The sequence below is a fragment of the Oxynema aestuarii AP17 genome, assembly GCF_012295525.1.
In the GTDB taxonomy this organism is placed as follows: Bacteria; Cyanobacteriota; Cyanobacteriia; order Cyanobacteriales; family Laspinemataceae; genus Oxynema; species Oxynema aestuarii.
In genome coordinates this window covers 6,337,022-6,357,750 of sequence record NZ_CP051167.1, presented here as the reverse complement: position 1 = coordinate 6,357,750, position 20,729 = coordinate 6,337,022, and the positions used below count along the sequence as shown (strand labels likewise).

The 20,729-nt window shown below is 51.1% G+C and carries 17 protein-coding genes; 10 read left to right on the top strand and 7 right to left on the bottom strand.

What is annotated here, in order from left to right:
* Positions 1-346: 346 nt before the first annotated feature.
* The 7 genes from HCG48_RS25345 to HCG48_RS25315 all read left to right on the top strand — a co-directional run bounded on the left by HCG48_RS25345 (position 347) and on the right by HCG48_RS25315 (position 8,766).
* Positions 347-1,615 (top strand): HhoA/HhoB/HtrA family serine endopeptidase, encoded by a 1,269-nt coding sequence (locus tag HCG48_RS25345; protein WP_168571657.1) that lies wholly within the window; start codon positions 347-349, stop codon positions 1,613-1,615.
* 38 nt (positions 1,616-1,653) lie between these two features.
* The gene (gene def / locus HCG48_RS25340) at positions 1,654-2,202 is read left to right on the top strand and encodes a peptide deformylase (protein WP_168571656.1); all 549 of its coding nucleotides are present in this window, start codon (positions 1,654-1,656) and stop codon (positions 2,200-2,202) included.
* A 345-nt stretch (positions 2,203-2,547) separates the two neighbouring features.
* Positions 2,548-3,747: an RNA-guided endonuclease InsQ/TnpB family protein gene (locus HCG48_RS25335; protein WP_246259780.1), complete on the top strand. Its 1,200-nt coding sequence runs from the start codon at positions 2,548-2,550 to the stop codon at positions 3,745-3,747.
* Between the two features lie 339 nt (positions 3,748-4,086).
* Positions 4,087-5,154, top strand: a complete 1,068-nt coding sequence (bioB, locus tag HCG48_RS25330) for a biotin synthase BioB (RefSeq protein ID WP_246260187.1) — start codon at positions 4,087-4,089, stop codon at positions 5,152-5,154.
* 73 nt (positions 5,155-5,227) lie between these two features.
* The gene (locus HCG48_RS25325) at positions 5,228-5,797 is read left to right on the top strand and encodes a biotin transporter BioY (RefSeq protein ID WP_168572080.1); all 570 of its coding nucleotides are present in this window, start codon (positions 5,228-5,230) and stop codon (positions 5,795-5,797) included.
* A 78-nt stretch (positions 5,798-5,875) separates the two neighbouring features.
* Positions 5,876-6,397 (top strand): signal peptidase II, encoded by a 522-nt coding sequence (gene lspA, locus HCG48_RS25320; protein WP_168571654.1) that lies wholly within the window; start codon positions 5,876-5,878, stop codon positions 6,395-6,397.
* A 104-nt stretch (positions 6,398-6,501) separates the two neighbouring features.
* The gene (locus HCG48_RS25315; RefSeq protein ID WP_168571653.1) at positions 6,502-8,766 is read left to right on the top strand and encodes a transglycosylase domain-containing protein; all 2,265 of its coding nucleotides are present in this window, start codon (positions 6,502-6,504) and stop codon (positions 8,764-8,766) included.
* A gap of 340 nt (positions 8,767-9,106) precedes the next feature.
* On the opposite strand, the gene HCG48_RS25310 is transcribed toward HCG48_RS25315, so the two are convergent.
* The gene (locus HCG48_RS25310) at positions 9,107-9,637 is read right to left on the bottom strand and encodes a DUF937 domain-containing protein (RefSeq protein WP_168571652.1); all 531 of its coding nucleotides are present in this window, start codon (positions 9,635-9,637) and stop codon (positions 9,107-9,109) included.
* A gap of 153 nt (positions 9,638-9,790) precedes the next feature.
* The gene (locus HCG48_RS25305) at positions 9,791-11,587 is read right to left on the bottom strand and encodes a HAMP domain-containing sensor histidine kinase (RefSeq protein ID WP_168571651.1); all 1,797 of its coding nucleotides are present in this window, start codon (positions 11,585-11,587) and stop codon (positions 9,791-9,793) included.
* A gap of 325 nt (positions 11,588-11,912) precedes the next feature.
* Between HCG48_RS25305 and HCG48_RS25300 the strand changes: the two genes are divergently transcribed.
* Positions 11,913-13,625, top strand: coding sequence for a YcjF family protein (locus HCG48_RS25300; protein ID WP_168571650.1), 1,713 nt, complete (start codon positions 11,913-11,915; stop codon positions 13,623-13,625).
* A 9-nt stretch (positions 13,626-13,634) separates the two neighbouring features.
* Here the strand turns inward: HCG48_RS25300 and HCG48_RS25295 are convergent, their stop codons facing one another.
* From HCG48_RS25295 to HCG48_RS25280, 4 genes are all read right to left on the bottom strand, one after another.
* Positions 13,635-15,014, bottom strand: coding sequence for a hypothetical protein (locus HCG48_RS25295; RefSeq protein WP_168571649.1), 1,380 nt, complete (start codon positions 15,012-15,014; stop codon positions 13,635-13,637).
* Between the two features lie 396 nt (positions 15,015-15,410).
* Entirely contained in the window at positions 15,411-16,301 is an 891-nt protein-coding gene (locus tag HCG48_RS25290) for a pentapeptide repeat-containing protein (protein ID WP_168571648.1), read from the bottom strand.
* Positions 16,298-16,471, bottom strand: a complete 174-nt coding sequence (locus HCG48_RS25285) for a hypothetical protein (protein ID WP_168571647.1) — start codon at positions 16,469-16,471, stop codon at positions 16,298-16,300. The genes HCG48_RS25290 and HCG48_RS25285 overlap by 4 nt, the downstream gene beginning before the upstream one ends.
* A 257-nt stretch (positions 16,472-16,728) precedes the next feature.
* On the bottom strand, positions 16,729-17,589 hold the full coding sequence (locus HCG48_RS25280) for an acyl-CoA desaturase (RefSeq protein ID WP_168571646.1): 861 nt from the start codon (positions 17,587-17,589) through the stop codon (positions 16,729-16,731).
* Between the two features lie 171 nt (positions 17,590-17,760).
* Between HCG48_RS25280 and HCG48_RS25275 the strand changes: the two genes are divergently transcribed.
* Entirely contained in the window at positions 17,761-18,981 is a 1,221-nt protein-coding gene (locus HCG48_RS25275) for a methionine gamma-lyase family protein (RefSeq protein WP_168571645.1), read from the top strand.
* A gap of 106 nt (positions 18,982-19,087) precedes the next feature.
* Here HCG48_RS25275 and HCG48_RS25270 read toward each other — a convergent pair whose 3' ends face one another.
* A complete protein-coding gene (locus tag HCG48_RS25270; protein ID WP_168571644.1) occupies positions 19,088-20,266 on the bottom strand; it encodes a class I SAM-dependent methyltransferase in 1,179 nt (392 codons plus the stop codon).
* A 200-nt stretch (positions 20,267-20,466) separates the two neighbouring features.
* Here HCG48_RS25270 and HCG48_RS25265 point away from each other — a divergent pair, with 200 nt between their 5' ends.
* On the top strand, positions 20,467-20,661 hold the full coding sequence (locus HCG48_RS25265; protein WP_168571643.1) for a hypothetical protein: 195 nt from the start codon (positions 20,467-20,469) through the stop codon (positions 20,659-20,661).
* Positions 20,662-20,729 lie beyond the last annotated feature (68 nt).

Below are 20,729 nucleotides of genomic sequence, written 5' to 3'. Positions count from 1 at the left end.
CAGTGACCTCTTCTCTCAAATCGCGTTCGCCTGCGTCCCCTCCCCTACCCGATGGCGCGCGCGGATGGGAGTTGGAGGGGTAGAGCAACCCGGCGCGAGGGGAGGGGAGGGATTAAAAAAATCTGCACTCCGTTTCCCTGCCAACCCGGTGACTCTGCCAACACGGTAGCAGATCGGATGTCTGCTAGACGGGCGATCGCGGATTTGTAGCAATTCCTCTGAGAAGCCGTTACCCGGAATGGCGCTAACTTATAATGAAACTTAAGTCAGCGACTGGTTCGGAGAATTCTCTAGCAGCGTCGTAAGTCGAGATTTTACTTTGGCAAGGCAGCCGGACATGATGGCGATGAACAGTTCAGATAAAGCGGACCGATCTGGGAAATTTTCGTGGAAGCAACCCCTGCTCTATTTTGTGTTGGTGTTGTTGGGGGGTGGCGCCGCGTTGGCGGGCGATCGCTTCTTGGCGTCTAACTCCGGTTTATCCCCCCAGTCGGGGCTCGGTGGAGGATCGCAACCGTCGAATCTTCCGGCGTCCGGTCAGCCGAATAACGGCTCCAACGGCTCTACTGTGGCGATTTTACCGCCGGGAACCGACTCGAATTTTATCGTGGAGGCGGTGGAACAAGTCGGTCCGGCGGTGGTGCGGATTAATGCGGCGCGGACGGTCACGAGTCAAGTTCCGGCGCCGTTTGACGACCCGTTTTTCCGTCGCTTTTTTGGGAACAATATCCCGATTCAACCGCGCGAACGCGTGGAACGCGGCACCGGATCGGGATTTATCATCAGTGAAGACGGTCAGATTTTAACTAACGCCCACGTGGTCAACGGTGCCGATCGCGTGACGGTGGTGTTACGAGACGGTCGCCAGTTGGAAGGCGAAGTCCTCGGGGAAGATCCGGTCACCGATGTGGCGGTGGTCAAGATCGAGGCGAGTCAGCTTCCGGTGGTTCGCATGGGCGATTCCGAACAGTTGCGTCCGGGAGAGTGGGCGATCGCGATCGGCAATCCCCTCGGTCTCGATAACAGCGTCACCGCCGGGATTATCAGCGCCACCGGGCGATCGAGTAGCGATGTCGGCGTCCCGGACAAGCGCGTCGGCTTCATTCAAACTGACGCGGCGATCAATCCCGGGAACTCCGGCGGTCCGTTGCTCAATGCAAGTGGCGAGGTGATCGGGATGAATACGGCGATTATCAGTGGCGCCCAAGGTTTGGGCTTTGCAATTCCGATCGCCACCGCCCAACGGATCGCCGACGAGTTAATTACGACCGGAAGCGCCCAACATCCGTTTTTGGGCATCGAAATGATCGCCTTAACTCCGGAATTGAAAGAAGATATTAATAGCGACCCCAACAGTCCGATTACGGTCTCCGTCGATTCGGGGGTGTTGGTGGTCCGGGTCATTCCCAATTCTCCCGCCGCTACCGCCGGGTTCCGCGCCGGAGATGTGATTCAAAAAATGGAAGGTCAGACGATTACCAAGTCGGAAACCGTTCAGCAAATCGTCCAAGAGAGTAAAATTGGCTCGACGTTGCGGGTGGAGGTCAATCGCAACGGTCAGATCCGAACGATTGAAGTCCGACCGGGCAATCTCCCTACTGACCAACGGTCTTAAATTTTGTTAAGGTTGCTTTGCAACAGGGAGCATTCATCATGACTGTAGCGCAATTACTCGATATCGCTCAGTTAGGCAATCCAGTTCTGCGATCGCCCGCTCAACCTGTCACCAACGTTCACGACCCCTCGATCCAATCCCTGATCGACAACTTGACGACCACCGTCGCCCCAGTCAATGGGGTGGGGTTGGCCGCTCCCCAAGTCTCGAAATCTTATCGCTTGTTCCTGCTGGCGTCTCGTCCGACGGTGCGTTATCCTTACGCTCCTCACATGGAGCCGACGGCAATTATTAACCCCCATATTCTCTCTCGTTCCCATGAAATGGTTAAAGATTGGGAAGGCTGTTTGAGTATTCCCGGGATTCGTGGCTTGGTGCCGAGGTCCGAGGCGATCGAGGTCGAATATACCGATCGCTGGGGCAAACTGCGACGGGCGGAGTTTTCCGGCTTTGTCGCCCGGGTGTTTCAGCACGAATACGACCATCTCGACGGCATCGTTTTCCTCGATCGCGTCGAAAGCAGTCGCGACATCGTGACGGAAACCGAATATTACAAGCACATGGCCTTTAGCTCGATCGCTCCCTAAGATTAACGGCGCGGCGATCGGTCTAACTCCCTTCTCTCAAGTGATTAAACCGAGTGATAAATTTATCACAGTTTATCACTCGGTTTCTTTGGGGCGATCGCTCCCCGGAGATCGATGCGCGATCCCCTCCTCGTGCTACAATGTTCGATCTTGTTGGAACGCCTACTCCAAGGGTTAACTACAGAAGCCAAAAACTTAGCCAATCTTACCCAATCTTACTCAAATCGTGAGAAATTCCCGTAGCATTGACCAATATTTCTAGAAACTGAATTGTTAATAAAGTCATCAGTGGTGGTAAAATTAGCACTAGTTAGGCGCCATTGGTAGCGTAGAGCATTTAACTCCATGTTATTAGGGTTGAAAACACAACTTAAAGTTAATCTGACCCAACGACAAAAACTTGCTCGTCATGCGGGAGTGGCGCGTCATGCTTACAATTGGGGTCACGGGTTGTGGTTAGGAATTTTATCACATAATGCCGGTTGTCGTCCCGATGAAAAAATCAAATTTCCCACAGCTATTGACTTACATAAATGGTTAAATAAGTTAGTAAAACCAGAGAATCTGTGGTATTACGAAGTTTCTAAGTGTGCCCCTCAATACGCTCTCAGACATCTCGCCCAGGCGTGGCAAGATTGCTTTAAAAAAAAGAAATCTAGACCTAAATTTAAGAAAAAAGGTAGACAAGACAGCTTTACTCTAGATGGAACTATAAAAATATTATCTGAAAATAAAATTCAGGTTCCTGTCATTGGAATTCTGAAAACTTATGAAAGACTATCGGGGAATTATCAACCCAAAAATGTGACGATTAGTCGAGAGGCAGATCGCTGGTTTATTTCGTTTAAAATAGATGTCAACGTGACCCCCACCGAGAAGAAAACAGATGTAGTGGGGATAGATTTGGGGATAAAAGCGCTTGCCACCTTATCAACGGGAGTAAGTATAGAAGGAATAAAAGCATATAAAAAGCATTCAAATAAACTAGCTAGACTCCAAAGACAAGTTAGCCGAAAAAGTCTCGGCTCTGCCAATCGAAAAAAGTCCCAGCTTCAAGTCCAAAAACTCCATCGGAAAATCGCTAATCTCAGAAAAGATACGTTACATAAGTTGACCTCACAATTATGCAAGAACCACGCCGTTAATGTGATAGAAGACTTAAACGGATCGGGCATGATGGCCAATCATAAACTAGCTAAATCTATCGCCGATATGGGGTTTTATGAATTCCGACGGCAGATGGAATATAAGAGCCAAATATATGGGTCACAACTAATAATCGTAGACAGATTTTATCCATCTAGTAAAATCTGTTCTAATTGTGGAAGCATTAAAGACTCATTACTCTTATCAGAAAGACTGTTTGGTTGCGACCATTGTCATCTCAAAATAGACAGAGATTTAAACGCAGCCAAAAATCTGGAAAAAATAGGTCGAGCTACGGTCAAATTAACGCCTGTGGACAAGAGCGAGCCCTACGGGTTCGTCAGTTGCTCTACTTGGGGAGACCCCAAGACCGCACTGACTCACCGACTCCCTTGGTAGAAGCAGGAAGTAAAATCGACTCAAACGTATTGTTCATCAAGCTTTCAGACTTGATGGGTAAGTTTGGGTAAGTTTTATCTAGCGGCGAAAACCAAGGGTCTAAAAACGTAACAACTCTGGGGAAGACGGGGTTGGGCCGACGGACGCCGAGTCAGACCCATAGAAAACTTGTTTTCTGGAGCCTTCGGCGGTAGAAGTAGGAAGCCGCGATTGTAATCTTTGATTGTAATTTTTGATTCAATCGGCGGTACTTCACTAGAATGCTTAGAGCAACGATTATCAAAGGGCTGCAAAGTGGTTCAAGTACCGATTTCACCATCTGCGCGATCGTCGCAATCCATCGATCTGCGGTCGGCGACTCCAGATGAGCTGCGCGATCGCCTCGACGCGATCGCCACGCGCATTATCGCCGGAGAGCGCCTCGACAAAACCGAAGCACTCGCCTTAACCGAAATTGAAGGACAAGAAAACATCTTATTGCTGTGCGAAGCCGCCGATCGCGTCCGGCGCGAATGTTGCGGCAATACCGTCGATTTGTGCAGCATCATCAACGTCAAATCGGGCGGTTGCTCCGAAAACTGCTCCTTCTGCTCCCAGTCCGCCTACCATCCCGGGGAAGGATCGCCGATTTACGGCTTGAAATCCGCCGATGAAATTCTCGAACAGGCCAAAGCTGCCGAAGCGGCGGGGGCGCGCCGTTTTTGCTTGGTTTCCCAAGGTCGCGGACCGAAATATAACTCGCCGAAATCGAAAGAATTCGAGCAGGTACTCGAAACCGTGCGCCGGATTATTGCCGAAACCTCGATCAAACCCTGCTGCGCTTTGGGCGAAGTCACCGCCGAACAAGCCGAAGCCCTCGCCGAAGCGGGAGTGACCCGCTACAACCACAACTTGGAAGCGTCGGAAAACTTCTACCCCGAAGTCGTCAGCACCCACACCTGGGGCGATCGCGTCGAAACCGTCAAAAACTTGAAATCCGCCGGGATCCAAGCCTGTACCGGGGGCATTATCGGCATGGGGGAAAGCTGGGAAGACCGGATCGATTTAGCCTTATCCTTACGCGATTTAGAGGTCGAATCGGTCCCGTTAAACTTACTCAACCCTCGCGAAGGGACTCCCCTCGGTCATCTGCCCAAACTCGACCCCTTCGACGCCCTCAAGGCGATCGCCATTTTCCGCTTGCTCCTCCCCGAGCAAATTATCCGCTATGCGGGCGGACGGGAAGCGGTCATGGGCGAACTGCAATCGTTCGGCTTCAAAGCGGGAATCAACGCCATGCTCGTCGGTCACTACCTGACCACCATGGGTCAACCGCCGGAACGAGACCGAGCCATGCTCGCCGAACTCGGACTCGAAGGGGGGGAAGCTCCCGTCCCCCAAGGCGATCGCCATGGGCGATCGCGCTAACTTCCCTCCTCCCGAGAGCCACCGACTCAAGTCCCGCCCGCCGATTTCGTCCTCCTCCACCGACCCCGTTACCGTGCGTCTTCCCCTCGAATTGATCTGGGCGGCGATCGGCTTACTGCTGACCATTGGCGGTACGTTTCTCGAAGCCTCGATCGCCAGCCCCGCCTGGAATTGGCAACAAGATGGCATCCCCATTCACTCCCTCGGCGTCACCTATCAAGTGGGGGCGGTTCTACTCGTGGGCTGTCTCGGGGGTAAAAATGCCGGGGCGCTCTCCCAAATTGCCTATCTGGTGTTGGGGTTGACCTGGTTTCCCATTTTTACCGAAGGCGGCGGTCTGGACTATCTCAAACAACCGACGTTCGGTTACTTACTCGGCTTCGTTCCCGGGGCGTGGATCTGCGGCTGGCTGGCATTCAAAATGCCGCCGCGCCTAGAATCCCTCGCCTTTAGCGGGATCTGCGGCTTGTTGGCGATCCATCTGGTCGGACTGCTCTATTTGAGTGCGATGCACCTGTTCGCCAACCAAGCCCTCGTCCGTTCCGCGATCGCTTATTCTCTCAATCCTTTACCGGGTCAACTGGCGGTTTTATGTGCGGTGACAGTGGTCGCGTTTGGGGTTCGTAGTTTAATGTTTTATTGAGCGCCTCCGCGCGCTCTCGTTGACCCCCGAACCGGACGCGATCGCGCCGCGCCGCCGTTGACCTGCCTACCCTGGAGCATGAAATTTTTTAAAAATCGTCTGTTTTGGGCGATCGCCCCGATCGCCGTCATTCTCGACCAACTCACCAAATTCTGGGTCGTCGGCGTTTTCGACTACGGCGAAACCTGGCCCTTATGGCCGGGGGTCTTTCATTTTACCTTCGTCACCAACACCGGGGCCGCATTCAGTTTGTTTCAGGGGAGCGGTTGGTTGCGCTGGCTCTCCTTACTCGTCAGTTTGGTCTTGATCGCCTGGGGCTGGTTCGGACCGCGCCTGTCGGCGTGGGAACAAGCCGGATACGGACTGATTCTCGGCGGGGCGATCGGCAACGGGATCGATCGCTTTGCCACCGGGGAAGTGATCGATTTTCTCGATTTCCGTTTGATCCGCTTCCCGGTGTTCAATCTCGCCGACGTTTCGATCAATCTCGGGATTGCCTGTTTGCTCGTGGTGATGTTCTGGCAAGCCCAGCACGGCGAAGGGGAGAAGCGATCGCCCGATCCCGAGTCTGCGGATCGATCCGATTCGTCGTCGGATTGAACGACGAAGACGCCAGACCCGCACTCTTCAGGCACCTCTGACAGTGTAAGTCTCCACAATCCTAAAATAGAAGAGCTTGCCGATTCTCCTGCTTAAAAGCACTCATGAGTTCTCCTCCCCCTTCTCCCCCTCCCCAACAACCGAAAACGATCCTCGGGGTCATTACCCAAGCGACACAAACGGTACTGACCCGGGTCAATTTCTCGCGGCTGTCGCTCAAAGCTAATGCCAAGGTACCGGAACTGCGAATTTACGAGGGGGACGGCGGACAGCCGAAAATTTATCCGTTATTGGGCGATCGCTTTATCGTCGGGCGATCGTCGAAAACCTCGGATATCATCATCCGCAATCCGGTGGTCAGCCAAACTCACCTGTCTTTATGGCGCGACAGTCAAGACCCCAACGCCCCCTTTTTCCTCAAGGACGAAAACTCGACCAACGGCATTTATCGCGGCAAACGCCGGGTGAAAAAGAAACCCCTGCGTCACGGCGATCGCTTTAATTTAGGCCCGCCCGAACTCGCCGACAGTGTGGAAATTCTCTATCACGACCCGCCGCCGTGGATCGTCCTGGCGATGCGCTGGACGTTTTACGGGATTTCGGGGATGGCGGCGTTGGTGACGGCGGCGATCGCGATCGAATGGCAGAAATTCCAAGTGCGCCCCTTTCCCACCTCGATTCAAGGTCCGGTGGTGGTCTACGCCCGCGACGGACAAACCCCCCTGCGTCCCCCGTTTAACAACGCCCACGTGGAAATGCGGCAACTGTCGGATTTTTCTCCCTATTTGCCCCAAGCCCTGATCGCTTCGGAGGATTCCCGCTTTTACTGGCATTTGGGCGTCGATCCGATCGGCACCCTGCGGGCGATTACGGTCAATTTGCGCGGCGGCAACTTGCAAGGGGGCAGTACCCTGTCCCAACAACTCGCCCGCAGTCTGTTCCGCGATTACGTGGGGACGGCGGATTCGGCGGGTCGCAAGCTGCGCGAGGCGATCGTCGCCCTCAAGTTGGAAGCGTTTTACAGCAAGGACGAGTTATTACTCGGTTATTTGAATCGGGTTTATTTGGGGATCGACCTCTACGGGTTTGAAGATGCGGCGCAATTTTATTTCGGCAAGTCTTCCCGAGATTTAACTTTGTCGGAGGCGGCGACGTTGGTGGGGATTTTGCCCGCCCCCAACGTGTTCAATCCGGTGGAAAACTATCAGTTGGCGGTCCGCTACCGCGACGGCGTGCTTTATCGGATGCGGCGGTTGGGCATGATTAGTCAAGAAGAGGCCGATCGCGCCCGGCGATCGCGCATCGAAATTAACCCCAAAGCTCTCGAAATTATCAACAGCACGATCGCTCCGTATTTCTACGCTCACGTCTTTGCCGAGTTGGAAGAACTCCTCGGCGAAGGTCTCGCCCGCGAAGGCAATTTTATCGTGGAAACCGGGTTGGATCCGCGCATCCAGCAGCAAGCAGAAACCGCTTTGCGTCGGGGCGTCGATACCCTCGGCACTCAGTACAATTTTTCCCAAGGGGCGATCGTCACCCTCGATTCGAGGACCGGAGAAATTCTCGCCCTCACCGGAGGGGTAGACTACCAACAAAGTCAGTTTAACCGCGCTACCCAAGCCCTGCGCCAACCCGGTTCCACCTTTAAAATTTTTCCCTACACGGCGGCTCTCGATCGCGGCATCCCGGCGTCTGAGGTCTATTCTTGCGAACCCCTGCGCTGGTCCGGTCAGTCTTTTCGCGGCTGCGATCGCAGTGGCGGCGCCGTGGATATGTATACCGGACTCGCTCAGTCGGAAAATGCGATCGCCCTGCGCGTCGCCCGCGAGGTCGGACTCGATCGCACGGTTCAAATGGCCCGCCGTCTCGGGATTCGCTCTAAATTACAAGCGGTTCCCGGTTTGATTCTCGGTCAGAGCGAAGTTACCCTCTTGGAAATGACCGGAGCTTTTGGCGTCCTCGCCAATGACGGACGCCGCAACCGCCCCCACGCCATTACCCGCATTCTCGACAGCAGCGATTGCACCGATCGCGATCGCCCCCAAACCTGCCGCGTCATTTACGAATACGCTCGCGACCCCAGCGCCAACCGCCCCGTTCTCTCTCCCGATGTCGCTCGCACCATGACCGACATGTTGCGCGGCGTGATTCAATCCGGTACGGGTCGCAGTGCCTATCTCGGACGCGGCGAAGCGGGGAAGACAGGCACCACCAATTCCGGGGTCGATCTCTGGTTTGTCGGCTATATTCCCAGTGACGACCTGGTGACTGGAGTCTGGTTGGGCAATGACGATAACACCCCCACCTACGGCAGTAGCTCGCAAGCCGCTCAAATTTGGGGAAATTACATGCAACAAGTGGATAACTGACCCGCTTCGGCACTAAATCGAACTCGGTACGAGTTTGGGCGCGCGCCCTTTTTTTGGGGAAGTTGGTGCAAATTTTTAATTCTGTGGTAGTATTATATTATAATGGGAATCTTTGCAATTTTAAAAATTGTGTCAATATTCCCATTATATAAAAAATAATACAATATTTTTCGAGGCCAGTCAAGCCCCAAAACCCCTTTTTCGGCGCAAACTTTTGTTAAGAAAAATATTAAGAAATATATAAATAAAAACGAGAAAATAACGTAAAAATGCCGAAACGTAGGGGAGTAACGACGGTAAATCGAACCCAACCTTTACCGTCATCACCCATGTAAAAAACCTAACGACCCCGATTTAAAAAGCCTCCGGCCAAATTAAGCGCGTCGGCGATATCGACATCGCCATCGCCATCGGCATCCAAGAAAGAGTTGAGAACGGGATTGCCTTCCGCCTCCGGATTATCAGTATTGGCACCCGTTCGTAATAAATTCAGCACCACAGGAATGAGAATCGGGAGCATCATTTGGATTTGAGACGGATCGAGTCCAGTTTTAGCGCCGATCGCCTCGATCAACTGACTGACTTGCGAGGAAGAAAACAAAGCGGCGATCGCTTGAGGATTGGCACTCGTTCCGGCAAAATGATTGACAATCGAGCTTGCTGTTTGTTCGCCTTCCGTGGCTCGTTTTTCCTGAAGGGCCGATCGCACGTAACTCCCGACAATTGAAATCGCCGTTTGAGTCGTGGATAAATCCGCATTGGTATTACGGGTGAGGTGTTGCACCGTACTGAGAATAGCGCCTAATTGACTCGGATTGGCTTGGCGATCGCTGCTATCGATCGCACCGATAATTTGGTCAAAAAGTCCCATAATTTCGTCCTAACTGGTTTGAACTCGTAATTTGAACTCGTAAAACGTTATCGATCTGATTGTAGATTTTTTTAGCCGCGATCGCGGTGAAAGAGCGATCGCTTGAACCTACATCGTAGACCGATCCGATCCGGAAGTAGAAGGGGCGATCGTTTATCGGCGATCGGGATTTTTAATCGGTAACTCGATGCGAAACTCCGTCCCCCGTCCCCAAGTCGAAAGACACTCAATTTTCCCCCCGTGTTTTTCCTCAACAATTTGGCGACTGATCGCCAGTCCCAAACCCGTCCCGATTCCCCGTGGTTTCGTAGTAAAAAAGTTTTCAAAAATCTTTTGATAATCCTGGGGTTTAATCCCACATCCATTGTCGGCGATCCGAACCAAAATCGAATTAGGGTTTAACAGTTCCGTAGAAATCGTAATTTTCTTCGGTTCCGCACCTTGAATTACCGTTTGTTCTTCCAAAGCATCGACCGCATTGCTGAGGATATTCATAAACACTTGATACAGCAATCCCATATAGCCTTCGACCTTAGGAATTTCGCCATATTTGAGATCGATCTCGATTTCCCGTTTGACCCGATTGTGTAAAATGAGCAAACTGCTATCGATGCACTCGTGCAAATTAACAGGTTGGGGATTGGCTTCATCCAAACGAGAAAAGTTTTTCAAACTCAAGACAATAGCGCGGGCGCGATCGGCGCCGATTTTCATCGATTGCAAAAGTTTTAACAAATCCTCTTTTAAAAACTCAATTTCGATCTCTTCCGCACAATCGCGAACGGCGTCGGGAGGGTTGGGAATTTCTGCTTCGTAAGTTTCGATTAACGTTAACATATCTTCAATGTATTCACGAGCCGGATCGATATTGCCGTAGATAAAATTGATGGGATTATTAATTTCGTGAGCCACTCCCGCCAACATGCGCCCGAGACTGGCCATTTTTTCACTTTGAATTAACTGGGTTTGTTTTTCAGCTTCGAGTTCGCCTAAAAGGTATTTGACTTTAGCAATAAGTTGGTTAAAAGAGAGAGCGAGTTGACCGATTTCATCTTCAGTCGTGACGGGAACTTCGAGGTCAAAATTCGATTCTTCCGTGGCTTGGCGGACGACGCGGGTGAGTCCTTGAATGGGAAGGGCGATCGCGCGACTGGTGTAGAGGGCAAATAAAATGGCGACGATCGCCGAGAGCAACAGGGTAATTGAGATAAACCACTTACGAATTAAGATCGATTGGTTTAATTTAAGTTGAGCGTTTTCGGCTTGATAGCTGGCGACTTTGCGCTCGACTTCCAACTCGCGAGAAAAGCGATCGAAGCGAAAAATGACGGGTTTTTGCCGAAAATTCAATAACAAGCTGCGGACTTTTCCAATTTCTTCAGTTTGAAAGAGTAAAAAAGTTAATTCATTGGAGAGTTTTTCAATTTCGCGCTCGTAATCGCGAGAGACATCTTGATATTTTTCAAAAAACTGACTGAGGTCATGGTCGTCGGAATGCAAAGCTTGAAGTCGGGTTAAATCGCGATCGATCTCCTGTAATTCTTGTTTCCACTGGAGGATGAAGCGATCGAATTTTTGAGGAGAAAAATCGGGTAAGATCGCCAGTTCCTGGATATATAAAGGAACTTCCAAACTAGCAATGCGCAGGTCGCTGAGAATTTGCTCGCGTTCGTCGGCGATCGCAAAAGCACGGATCCCGTTTTCTTGATGAACCGTACCGAACACAAAGCCTCCCGTCAAGCCGATCGCGACAATTCCGAGAGTTACGATATATCCCAAACTAATTTTTTGGCGTAGATTAAATGCCGCGATCGCCCCTTTGAGACCGGGACGCGATCGCGACCGTTCGGAAGGCGAGCGATCGCCAGGCGGTTCAAAAAACACCGAGTAATCATCCTCAGTGGTTTCAGTAGAATTCGAGAACGGATCTGGGGATTGCCGAGGCTGCATAATAATCGACGCGAGTGAATGCAAAAAGTATAGTTTTCCCTTTAAAAATAAAACAGTATCCTTACCCAATTGTCAGAACAATCTGGGGGTTGAGGAAATAACGACCCCAGATCGCGATCGCCCCTGTCGCCGCCTTCAGGTCGCTGTATTTCTCCGTGGAACGGTTCGAGAAGACCGAAGGTAGAAATAGAGTAGCGATCGCCAAAAAACCAACGTAAAAACCCCGAGGGATCCGCCGGAAGTTTCACCAGCCCAGACAGTCAACGAAACCTAATGCGACAATAAGATTGCTAGCCTTCGATCGTCTTCAAAGCCACTACCGATCATGCCATTGTCGCGCCTGCTCACCATCTTGATTGGAATCACCCTCATTTTAGGGATGGTTCTGTGGCTGGTCACGGCCATCAGCCAGCTTTACAGCCAAGTGTATTGGACGAATCCATTCCTCGCCAACTTGTTGCTGTTGTTAGTGATTGCCTTGTTGGCGATGCTGGTAGTTGCTTTCGCTTACTATTTTCGTTTATTCCCCGGTTTCGGTCAGACCCAGACCAAACGGCGGCGCCGACGGCCCAAAATTCCGGCGCAGAAAAGCGAAGCCGCCGGAGAAACCTTGCAAGCGGTTCGCAAACAGGTCGGACAGATTCAAGATGAAGTTGCGCGGCGCGCCTTGCTGTTGCGATCGCGCGAAATCGAGCAGAATTTGACCCGAGGGGACTTGCGGGTGGTCATTTTCGGCACCGGATCCGCCGGGAAAACCTCGCTGGTCAATGCCTTACTCGGGCGCATGGTGGGGCGAGTGGACGCGCCGATGGGAACGACGGAAGCGGGGGCGACTTACTGCCTGAAATTGCCGGGATTGGAACGAAATTTGCTCATTACCGACACGCCGGGAATTTTGGAAGCGGGGGTCGCGGGAACCGAACGGGAACGGGTGGCCCGATCGCTCGCCGCCGAAGCAGATTTACTCTTATTTGTCGTCGATAACGACTTGCTGCGATCGGAACGGCGACCCCTCGAAGCTTTGGCAGAAATTGGCAAGCGATCGCTGCTGGTATTCAACAAAACCGACTTATATCCCGAAGAGGAACGGGAAATCATCCTCGGACAGTTGCGAGAACGGGTACGCGGGGCGATCGCGCCGAGTGACGTCGTGGCGATCGCCGCCCATCCCCAAGCGATCCCCCTCGACAACGGCGGCATTTTCCAAGCCGAACCGGACATCATGCCCTTAATCCGGCGCATGGCGGCCATTTTACGGGCAGAGGGAGACGATCTAGTGGCAGACAACATCCTGCTGCAATCCCAACGTCTCGGCGAAGAAGCCCGCCGCCTGATCGACACCCAACGGCGCCGACAAGCCGATCGCGTCGTGGACCGTTTTCAATGGATCGGCGCCGGGGTAATCGCCTGCACTCCCGTTCCGGTGATCGACGTCTTGGCGACGGCGGCGGTCAACGCGCAGATGGTCGTCGAAATCGGCAAAATTTACGGCTGTGACATCAATATGGAACGCGGACGGGAATTAGCCCTGTCTTTGGGCAAAACCCTCGCCAGTTTGGGCATTGTCGAAGGCGCGGTCAAATTAGTGACGGCGGCGTTGCAGTTTAATTTGAGTACCTTCGCCGTCGGGAAAGCGATTCAAGGGGTCACGGCGGCGTATCTGACCCGGATTGCAGGGAAAAGTTTTATTGAATATTTCCGCCACGATCAAGATTGGGGAGATGGCGGGATGACGGAAGTGGTGCAACAGCAATTTCAACTGACCCGCAAGGACGAGTTTGTCAAAGCGTTCGTGAAAGATGCGATCGCCCGCGTAGTCGAACCGTTAAAGCAAGAAGGGAACCTCGAAGCCGAGATCGAAGACGATCGCGACGACGTGAGATCGCGTCCCGATTTCCGTCCCCGGCGAGAACCCGACCGAGAGGACGAGTACGAGGACGACGACGAGGAGGAGTACGAAGTCCCCGGACCCCTCGGCGAGTTACTGTACGACGATGACGATTGGACCGTCGATCGCCACCGTCACGACGACTGGTAATCCCTGGAATTAGGAGCGATCGCCCCCAGAAGGCAGCCGTTTGGGACGAAAGGTCGAAATTGCCATCCAGCCGAACGCCGCGCCGATGCCGCCTCCGAGAACGCTCAAACTCAAGACCAGCAGTAAATTCGAGCCAGACGGGGCGATCGGGGTCGCATCGGCGAAGCCGTCGATCCAACTCGGGGAACTCGCCGCGACGACGATCGCCGTCCCAAAGCCGAATCCGGCGATCCCGACAAAATTTTGGAAGGCGCGATCGCGTTCCGCCTGTTCGATTTCGACGATCCCGCGAATCGTCATAATCAAATTTTCCAAAATATCCAAACAGGGGCGCACGCTGGCGTAATCTTTCTCGATCTGCCGTTGATATTTGAGCTTGACCATGTCGCCGAAGCCTTGCAGGAACTTAAAATCGTTGCTGACTTGAAACCCCCGTTCGGCTTTTCCTTGGATGTAATTGGCGTATTTTTCGTAATTGTGCAAGCTGACTTCGATCGCGTTTTGTTGCCTTTCTAAGGAATGGATATTCTCCACAAAATCCGATAAAACGGCGACATTTTTCTTTAACGCCGCCTTCAGTTCCGCCAGTTCTAAATTATAGATTTGTTCGATCGACGGCGACATCCGGTTGAACTCTCGCAACATTTTTTGCTTGAGTTCGCGACTTTCCGCATAAGCGGATAAAATTTTGTTGCGATGGCAAAATAGACTTTTCCAACTTTCCGAAAATTCGGCGGCAGTTTCTACCGCTTTGGCATTGGGATAAAAAATGACGACCGCGTGACTCGACTGTTCGATATTCTCCCAAATTTCCGGCGAAGAACGCCAAAATTCAAAAACCGTTCCCCCTAAAAATTGTCCCGTTTCTTGATATTGCCAGCCGCGATCGAGTAAGTTTTTATAGGCTTGAGTTGCCAACCGTTCGAGTTCTTCTTTGCTGGCATTTTCCACCCAGCCGGAAATCGTCCAAGTTTGGCCGAGTTTCCCCGCCACCGAGCGATCGTCCGGTTCGATGCCGTGGATTTTTTCGAGACAATCTGCTAATTCGGCTCCTTCAAATTTCCCCTGAATGGCAACTTTGAATAACAAGCCTTCGCTATCGTCGATCGGAAAGTAGTTATAAGAGCCACTCACCGAGTAAGTTTCCCCTAAATAACCCGAAAATTCAAAGCTACTGAGTTCTCCGAGATAGACGGATTTCAAAAATCGTTTTAAATCGGTTTCTAACTCTTGTTGGGAAACCGTCGGGTTGAGAGATTTGACCGAAGTTTGAATCGCAGTTTGTAAAAAGCTTTTATAGGTTTGCGGGCGATCGGCTGACAGAGTGTTGACCCCATCTTTTAGGTAATAGAGGAATAGGTTAAATGTCGGATTTATTAATTTAGCCATTCCCAAGAAAAATGTTAGTAAAAGTTAGATCGAGTAACTGCACCTGCAACAATCGATCTGGAACGAGATCGAAAAAAGCCCGATCGCTCGCGATCGCTTCGTCAGCCATCCGATCGGGATCGTTTCGAGTACCGATCGAGGTATCGAGCCGAGGAAACGAGAAAGCTTCGATCGGTTTTAAGGTGCGTTTTTTCCCCTTAAGACTCAGTAAGATCGAGCGATTCACCCGAACGGCGATCGCCGAGGAGTAAGCCTCTGCTGCCGTCCTTCCCTATGATAACCGATCGCTCCGGTCAGCCATCGAGAGAGTCAATCCGGGCAACTCGTGCTTTTGTTTACTTCGGCGATCGAATCCGATCGGGAAATAACCGATCGCCCACGGCCCTTTCGTCCGTTTCAGTCGATTTCTTCGTAATCGGCAATTTTCCAACGACCGTCAACCACTTCTAAAAAATAGCGAAGATCTTTCGTTTCAAAGCGGGAGCGATCGGGATTGATGCGATTATTTTCGTAAAGGCTATATTCTTCAGTCACCGTCAGTTCCAGTGTACCTTTAAAGCCTTCTCTGACAAAACGATCGACCGATTCGACCCGGCGAATCCCGTATTTATAAAATGCATTATTTTCGCGCAACCAATTCATTGCTTGCAATGCGTCGGTCAGTAACACCCCCGTGGTCAGTTGCAACACCGACTCGCGATCGAAAGGCGGCGCAAAGATCTTCTCTTTCGCCGCATACCAATCCTCGATTAACTTGACCGCATCACTTTGAGACAGGGGTGGGGCCGTTTCTTCCGTGGGGCGAATCTCCGGGGTCGGTCTCGGTCTCGGTTGCGGTTCGGGTCGGTCGGGGACGCAGCGCGCATCTTGCAAATTAGCCCCCTCCAGTCGGGCGCCGTCACGACGCCAACCGCAAGTATTCGCCCGCGTCAGTACCGCATCGGTTAAATTGGCGCCGCGCACGTCCGCATTTCGCAAAACTGCATCGCTAAAATTGACCGCTTCCAAATCGGCGGCAATCATCACCGCATTCGTCAGGTTGGCGCCGCGAAAATTCGAGTATTTGAGATCGGCATTACGTAAGTTGGCGCCCTGTAATTGCGCCTCGGTCAAATCGGCGCTCCGCAAGTCAACCCCTTCCAGATTTGCCCCGCGCAAGTCGCATCCCTGACAGCGCTGGGTATCGAGTAATTGACGCAAGTCCTCGGGATCCACCGCTCGCCCGGGAACAGCCCAAAATACAGACAAGGCCAAAACCGAGAGGAAATAATAAGTGGGTGATTTCATAGGCGGAATAAGAAAGTCGCAATTTCAGGGGGAACGAGCAAACCGGGTTCGATGGGAGCCGGAAGCATTTCACCGCGAAAATCGAGTAATTGGACTAAAACGAGATAGGCAACCGCTAAAAGAATGGAGATGACTCCGGTAATGATGGCAACAATTTTAGATCGATCCATGAGTCGGTGTTAACTGGGTTGAATCTGTAGTGGGGACGTTAATATTATCGTTATATTTTTGTTGATATGATGTTTTTTTGGCGAACTACCCGACGTTCACCCTTTCGGTCCGGCGCGGGCAACCACCCAACACAGTCAAATCTGAAATCTAAACTCTAAAATTCCAGAACATCTAAAATCTAAAATCAAAAAAAACATAGGGTCAATGGTACGACCTACGAGCGAACCATCAACCCTTTTTCCCCCTCAAGTTTTAATTATTGTTTCGGTGCGAGTTTAATATTGTTCGCCAAACCGAGCGCTTGTAAAAATCGGATCGTCATCCAGGTCAGATCGATTTCCCACCATTCCAACCCGTGACGGGCCGAATATTGAAACGCATGATGGTTATTGTGCCAACCTTCACCATAAGTCGTCAGCGCTACCCACCAGCAATTGGTCGATTCATCTTTAGACTCGTGACTTTGGTAGCCAAACTTATGAGTGGCACTGTTGACAAACCAGGTGCAGTGATAAACCACGACCAAGCGTACGAAAATACCCCAAATTACGAAGGGCCAACCCAATCCCGGCGCGATCGCTTCGCCTAAGAAGTACAAACCGATACCGAAAACAATTTGAATTGGCAACAAATAGTTTTGGCAAAATTGATAGAACGGATCGTTACCGATATCTTGGGTTAAGCGAGGCACCTCGGCTTCTGCCGGACTTTCGTACAACATCCAGCCCATGTGACTCCACCAGAATCCTTTATGAGAATCGTGGGGGTCTAATGGAGTATCGGAGTGAGTATGATGCGCCCGGTGCAGTCCGACCCACTGAATCGGACCTCCCTGACAAGCCAACGTCCCGCACAAAACGAGGAAATATTCCAGCCATTTGGGGGTTTGAAAACTGCGGTGCGTTACCAAACGGTGCAATCCCAACGTAATGCCCAAGCCTCCGGTAACCCAATGGAGAACGAGCATTAAAGCGACGGCAGCCCAGCTAAAGTTGCTCGGTAGAAAAGCCAACAGTGCCAGGATATGAATGGCCGCCATAAATAGGATAATCGACCAACTCGGTTTGAGGGGCTTGTCTTGCCCGGTTGTTTCTTGTGTTGAAGTGGCAATCGTCATGCAGTAACCTTAATTACGAATCGTTTTGCCCAATTGAGCTATCCAAACAGTCAGACTGGAGCAACCGAAGAGCTTGAAATCCTTGAGAATTGAGAGCTGACGGCGGACAGCCTTCTGGATGAGGGCAACAACGCCTTGTCTTCAATCTATCACTTTATCCTTGAGGTTTGGATGGACTGCTCTCAACAGCTACAAGAAGCCCATACGGCACTCTTACCCATCTTTTCTGCAATTGACACGAAGGTCAAGCAGAATCTAAACCGGGTTTTAGGGGCTTATCGGCAGTATCGAGTCGGCGTCCATCATTTTGCTAGCGTTAGCGGCTACGGTCACGACGATTTGGGACGAGAGACCTTCGATCGCGTGTTTGCCGATATTGTTGGAGCCCAAGCGGCAGCCGTTCGAGTTCAGTTCGTCTCGGGAACCCACGCGATCGCCTGCGCTCTTTACGGCGTTTTGCGTCCCGGGGACGAACTGCTGGCAGTGGCGGGCGCCCCCTACGACACATTAGAAGAAGTCATCGGTTTGCGCGGGGAAGGTCAGGGATCTCTATTGGACTTTGGGATAACTTACCGTCAACTCGACTTAACTGAGACGGGAGAGATCGACTGGGAAGGACTGGCGACGGCGATCGGTCCGGAAACACGGGTGGTATCGATTCAGCGATCGTGCGGCTATTGCTGGCGCCAGAGTTTGGCGATCGCCGATATTGAAAGAATCGTCAAGCTGGTCAAAGCTCAAAATCCTGAAACGATTTGTCTTGTCGATAACTGTTACGGCGAATTTATCGAAACCCGCGAACCTACTGCCGTCGGCGCCGATTTAATCGCCGGATCCCTGATCAAAAATCCCGGGGGGACGATCGCCACCGCAGGCGGTTACGTCGCCGGACGGGCCGATTTGGTAGAAGCTGCAACCTGTCGCCTCACGGCGCCGGGAATTGGTAGCAGTGGCGGCGCCACGTTCGAGCAAAACCGATTGCTGTTTCAAGGCTTATTTTTAGCCCCGCAAATGGTCGGGGAAGCGATGAAAGGCAATCACCTGACTGCCTTGGTTTTCGATCGCCTCGGCTATCCAGTCAATCCCGCCCCGATGGCCCCCCGCCGCGATATCATCCAAGCGGTGAAACTCGGTTCTCGGGAGAAGCTGATTGCCTTTTGTCGCGCCATCCAACAGCATTCCCCCGTCGGGTCTTATCTGGACCCCGTCCCGGCGCCGATGCCCGGGTACGAGAGCCAATTAGTGATGGCTGGCGGGACATTTATCGATGGCAGTACCTCGGAGTTTTCAGCCGACGGTCCGTTGCGAGAACCTTATATCGTTTTCTGTCAGGGAGGGACTCATTGGACCCACGTGGCGATCGCTTTGGAAGCGGCGATCGAAGCGATGTAGGTAAAACCTAAAAGGGGGAAGGGGAAAAAGGCAAAAGGTAAACCCTAGAAAACCCTTAATTCCCGACTCCCTTAATCTAAAATCCAACATCTAAAATCTAAACTGCCTATCTTTTAATTCCAATCAAATAATTGGCGCAAGCTAACTCATCATTGACTTCGGGACTAAGTTGGGTCACAAAATCACAATCTTGATAGTCTCGATGATGTTTTAATAAATCGGCAACTTTCATATTTTTAAACTCCTCGGCGACTTTGGGCGGTAAACCGCGAAGGTAAGCATTGAGAAACCACGTCAAACAGGCGATCGGTAATGCTTTTTCATAAACATCACATTCCGAAATTTCTATAGATTCTTGAAATAAGTTTTTTAAACCATTACTAGTCATATTGTAGTAATGGTTGGGATACCCGTGAAAGGGTTGTAGAAAAGGGGCGATCGCATATAACGTTCCTCCCGGTTTGAGAACGCGCATGATTTCTTGAGCGCATTCAAAGGGATGGCGCACGTGTTCTAAGACTAAAAAAGAGAAAACTGCATCAAAACTATTCGATTTAAATGGTAACTTTTCTCCGATCGCCACGACATCGGTGGTGGGATAATCGACGATTTCTAAATTGACTACATTTTGATAATAATGGCGTTTTAAGCCACAACCATTATCTAAAATTAGACCGTCACCGAACTGTTCGATTAAACCAGAGGCAACGGCGTCATAACCGAAGGCCGAAATATTGGCAGTGGCTTCGATGTTACCGTAATCGACGAGTTGAGAATTGAGGAAATTAAAGTGACGGCGATCGCCTGTAAATTCGGCGTGACAGTTGTTACATTTTAGAACAACATCGCGGTGGACTTGCGAGAATTCAGGATGCTGACAAATCGGACATTGAAGAATTGAGGAGATTTGGCTTAGTTTTGCAGATTTTTTCTGCTTGAAAGTGGCGATCGCCGTTGCGTCGAGCGAGAAATGAATGGGAAAATCGTAAATTTTATCTTCTATTTCAAAGGCGATCGCCAAAGAGGTAGAATCGCTTAACTCTTGTAAAGAAAGAAGGAAATGAAAACCGAGGGCGCGATAACCGGGATAAACGGATTCGACATCGGGACGATCTCCCGTGTTTAAGGAATAGGAAATGTGGCGATCGCGATCGCCCAGAGATAAACTTTTAATTGAAACATCTGATTTTACCGCAATCCATCCGGCAATTGGCAGAAAGGGCGTAGAGATTGGACCGGTTGGCTGAGGTGAGTCTAAGTGATATTTAAAAAGATCCCTTTCCATTGTTTTTTTTCTAATTTTTCTAAATAGACTGACAAAATAACCGAGAAAATCAAGAGAGCAATGCAAATGTATTATTAATTATCGATTTAAAAATCTTTGTCTGCGATCGCGATCGCACCGTCAAGCTATCGAGATCGTCGCGATCGCCCCCGTCAAAGTGGCACAGTGAATATAGACGAGTCAAACTCAGGGTGCAAACAATGAAACTCGCCATTTTCTTAACTGCCAGCCTTATTACGTCGATCGCGACTAACTTTTCTTTAGCAGAATCAGCACGGGAACCGTTAAATCTGGGAAAATGCGATCTGGCGCGATCGGTGGTCGCCGAGTATCAAAAATTACAAGTTTCAGATAACCGTCCAATGATGGCCCGCCAAGACCGAGGCGATCGCTAAATTAGGGCAATCGATGTAGATAAAATTGTAAAATTGAGTTGCTCAGGAGCTCGATCCCTGGTTCGAGC

Bases quoted from the DNA above. Each gene is read 5' to 3' on its own strand.
- HCG48_RS25345 (WP_168571657.1), top strand. From the start codon at position 347: ATGAACAGTTCAGATAAAGCGGACCGATCTGGGAAATTTTCGTGGAAG.
- def (WP_168571656.1), top strand. From the start codon at position 1,654: ATGACTGTAGCGCAATTACTCGATATCGCTCAGTTAGGCAATCCAGTT.
- HCG48_RS25335 (WP_246259780.1), top strand. From the start codon at position 2,548: ATGTTATTAGGGTTGAAAACACAACTTAAAGTTAATCTGACCCAACGA.
- lspA (WP_168571654.1), top strand. From the start codon at position 5,876: ATGAAATTTTTTAAAAATCGTCTGTTTTGGGCGATCGCCCCGATCGCC.
- HCG48_RS25315 (WP_168571653.1), top strand. From the start codon at position 6,502: ATGAGTTCTCCTCCCCCTTCTCCCCCTCCCCAACAACCGAAAACGATC.
- HCG48_RS25310 (WP_168571652.1), bottom strand. From the start codon at position 9,637: ATGGGACTTTTTGACCAAATTATCGGTGCGATCGATAGCAGCGATCGC.
- HCG48_RS25305 (WP_168571651.1), bottom strand. From the start codon at position 11,587: ATGCAGCCTCGGCAATCCCCAGATCCGTTCTCGAATTCTACTGAAACC.
- HCG48_RS25300 (WP_168571650.1), top strand. From the start codon at position 11,913: ATGCCATTGTCGCGCCTGCTCACCATCTTGATTGGAATCACCCTCATT.
- HCG48_RS25295 (WP_168571649.1), bottom strand. From the start codon at position 15,014: ATGGCTAAATTAATAAATCCGACATTTAACCTATTCCTCTATTACCTA.
- HCG48_RS25290 (WP_168571648.1), bottom strand. From the start codon at position 16,301: ATGAAATCACCCACTTATTATTTCCTCTCGGTTTTGGCCTTGTCTGTA.
- HCG48_RS25285 (WP_168571647.1), bottom strand. From the start codon at position 16,471: ATGGATCGATCTAAAATTGTTGCCATCATTACCGGAGTCATCTCCATT.
- HCG48_RS25280 (WP_168571646.1), bottom strand. From the start codon at position 17,589: ATGACGATTGCCACTTCAACACAAGAAACAACCGGGCAAGACAAGCCC.
- HCG48_RS25275 (WP_168571645.1), top strand. From the start codon at position 17,761: ATGGACTGCTCTCAACAGCTACAAGAAGCCCATACGGCACTCTTACCC.
- HCG48_RS25270 (WP_168571644.1), bottom strand. From the start codon at position 20,266: ATGGAAAGGGATCTTTTTAAATATCACTTAGACTCACCTCAGCCAACC.
- HCG48_RS25265 (WP_168571643.1), top strand. From the start codon at position 20,467: ATGAAACTCGCCATTTTCTTAACTGCCAGCCTTATTACGTCGATCGCG.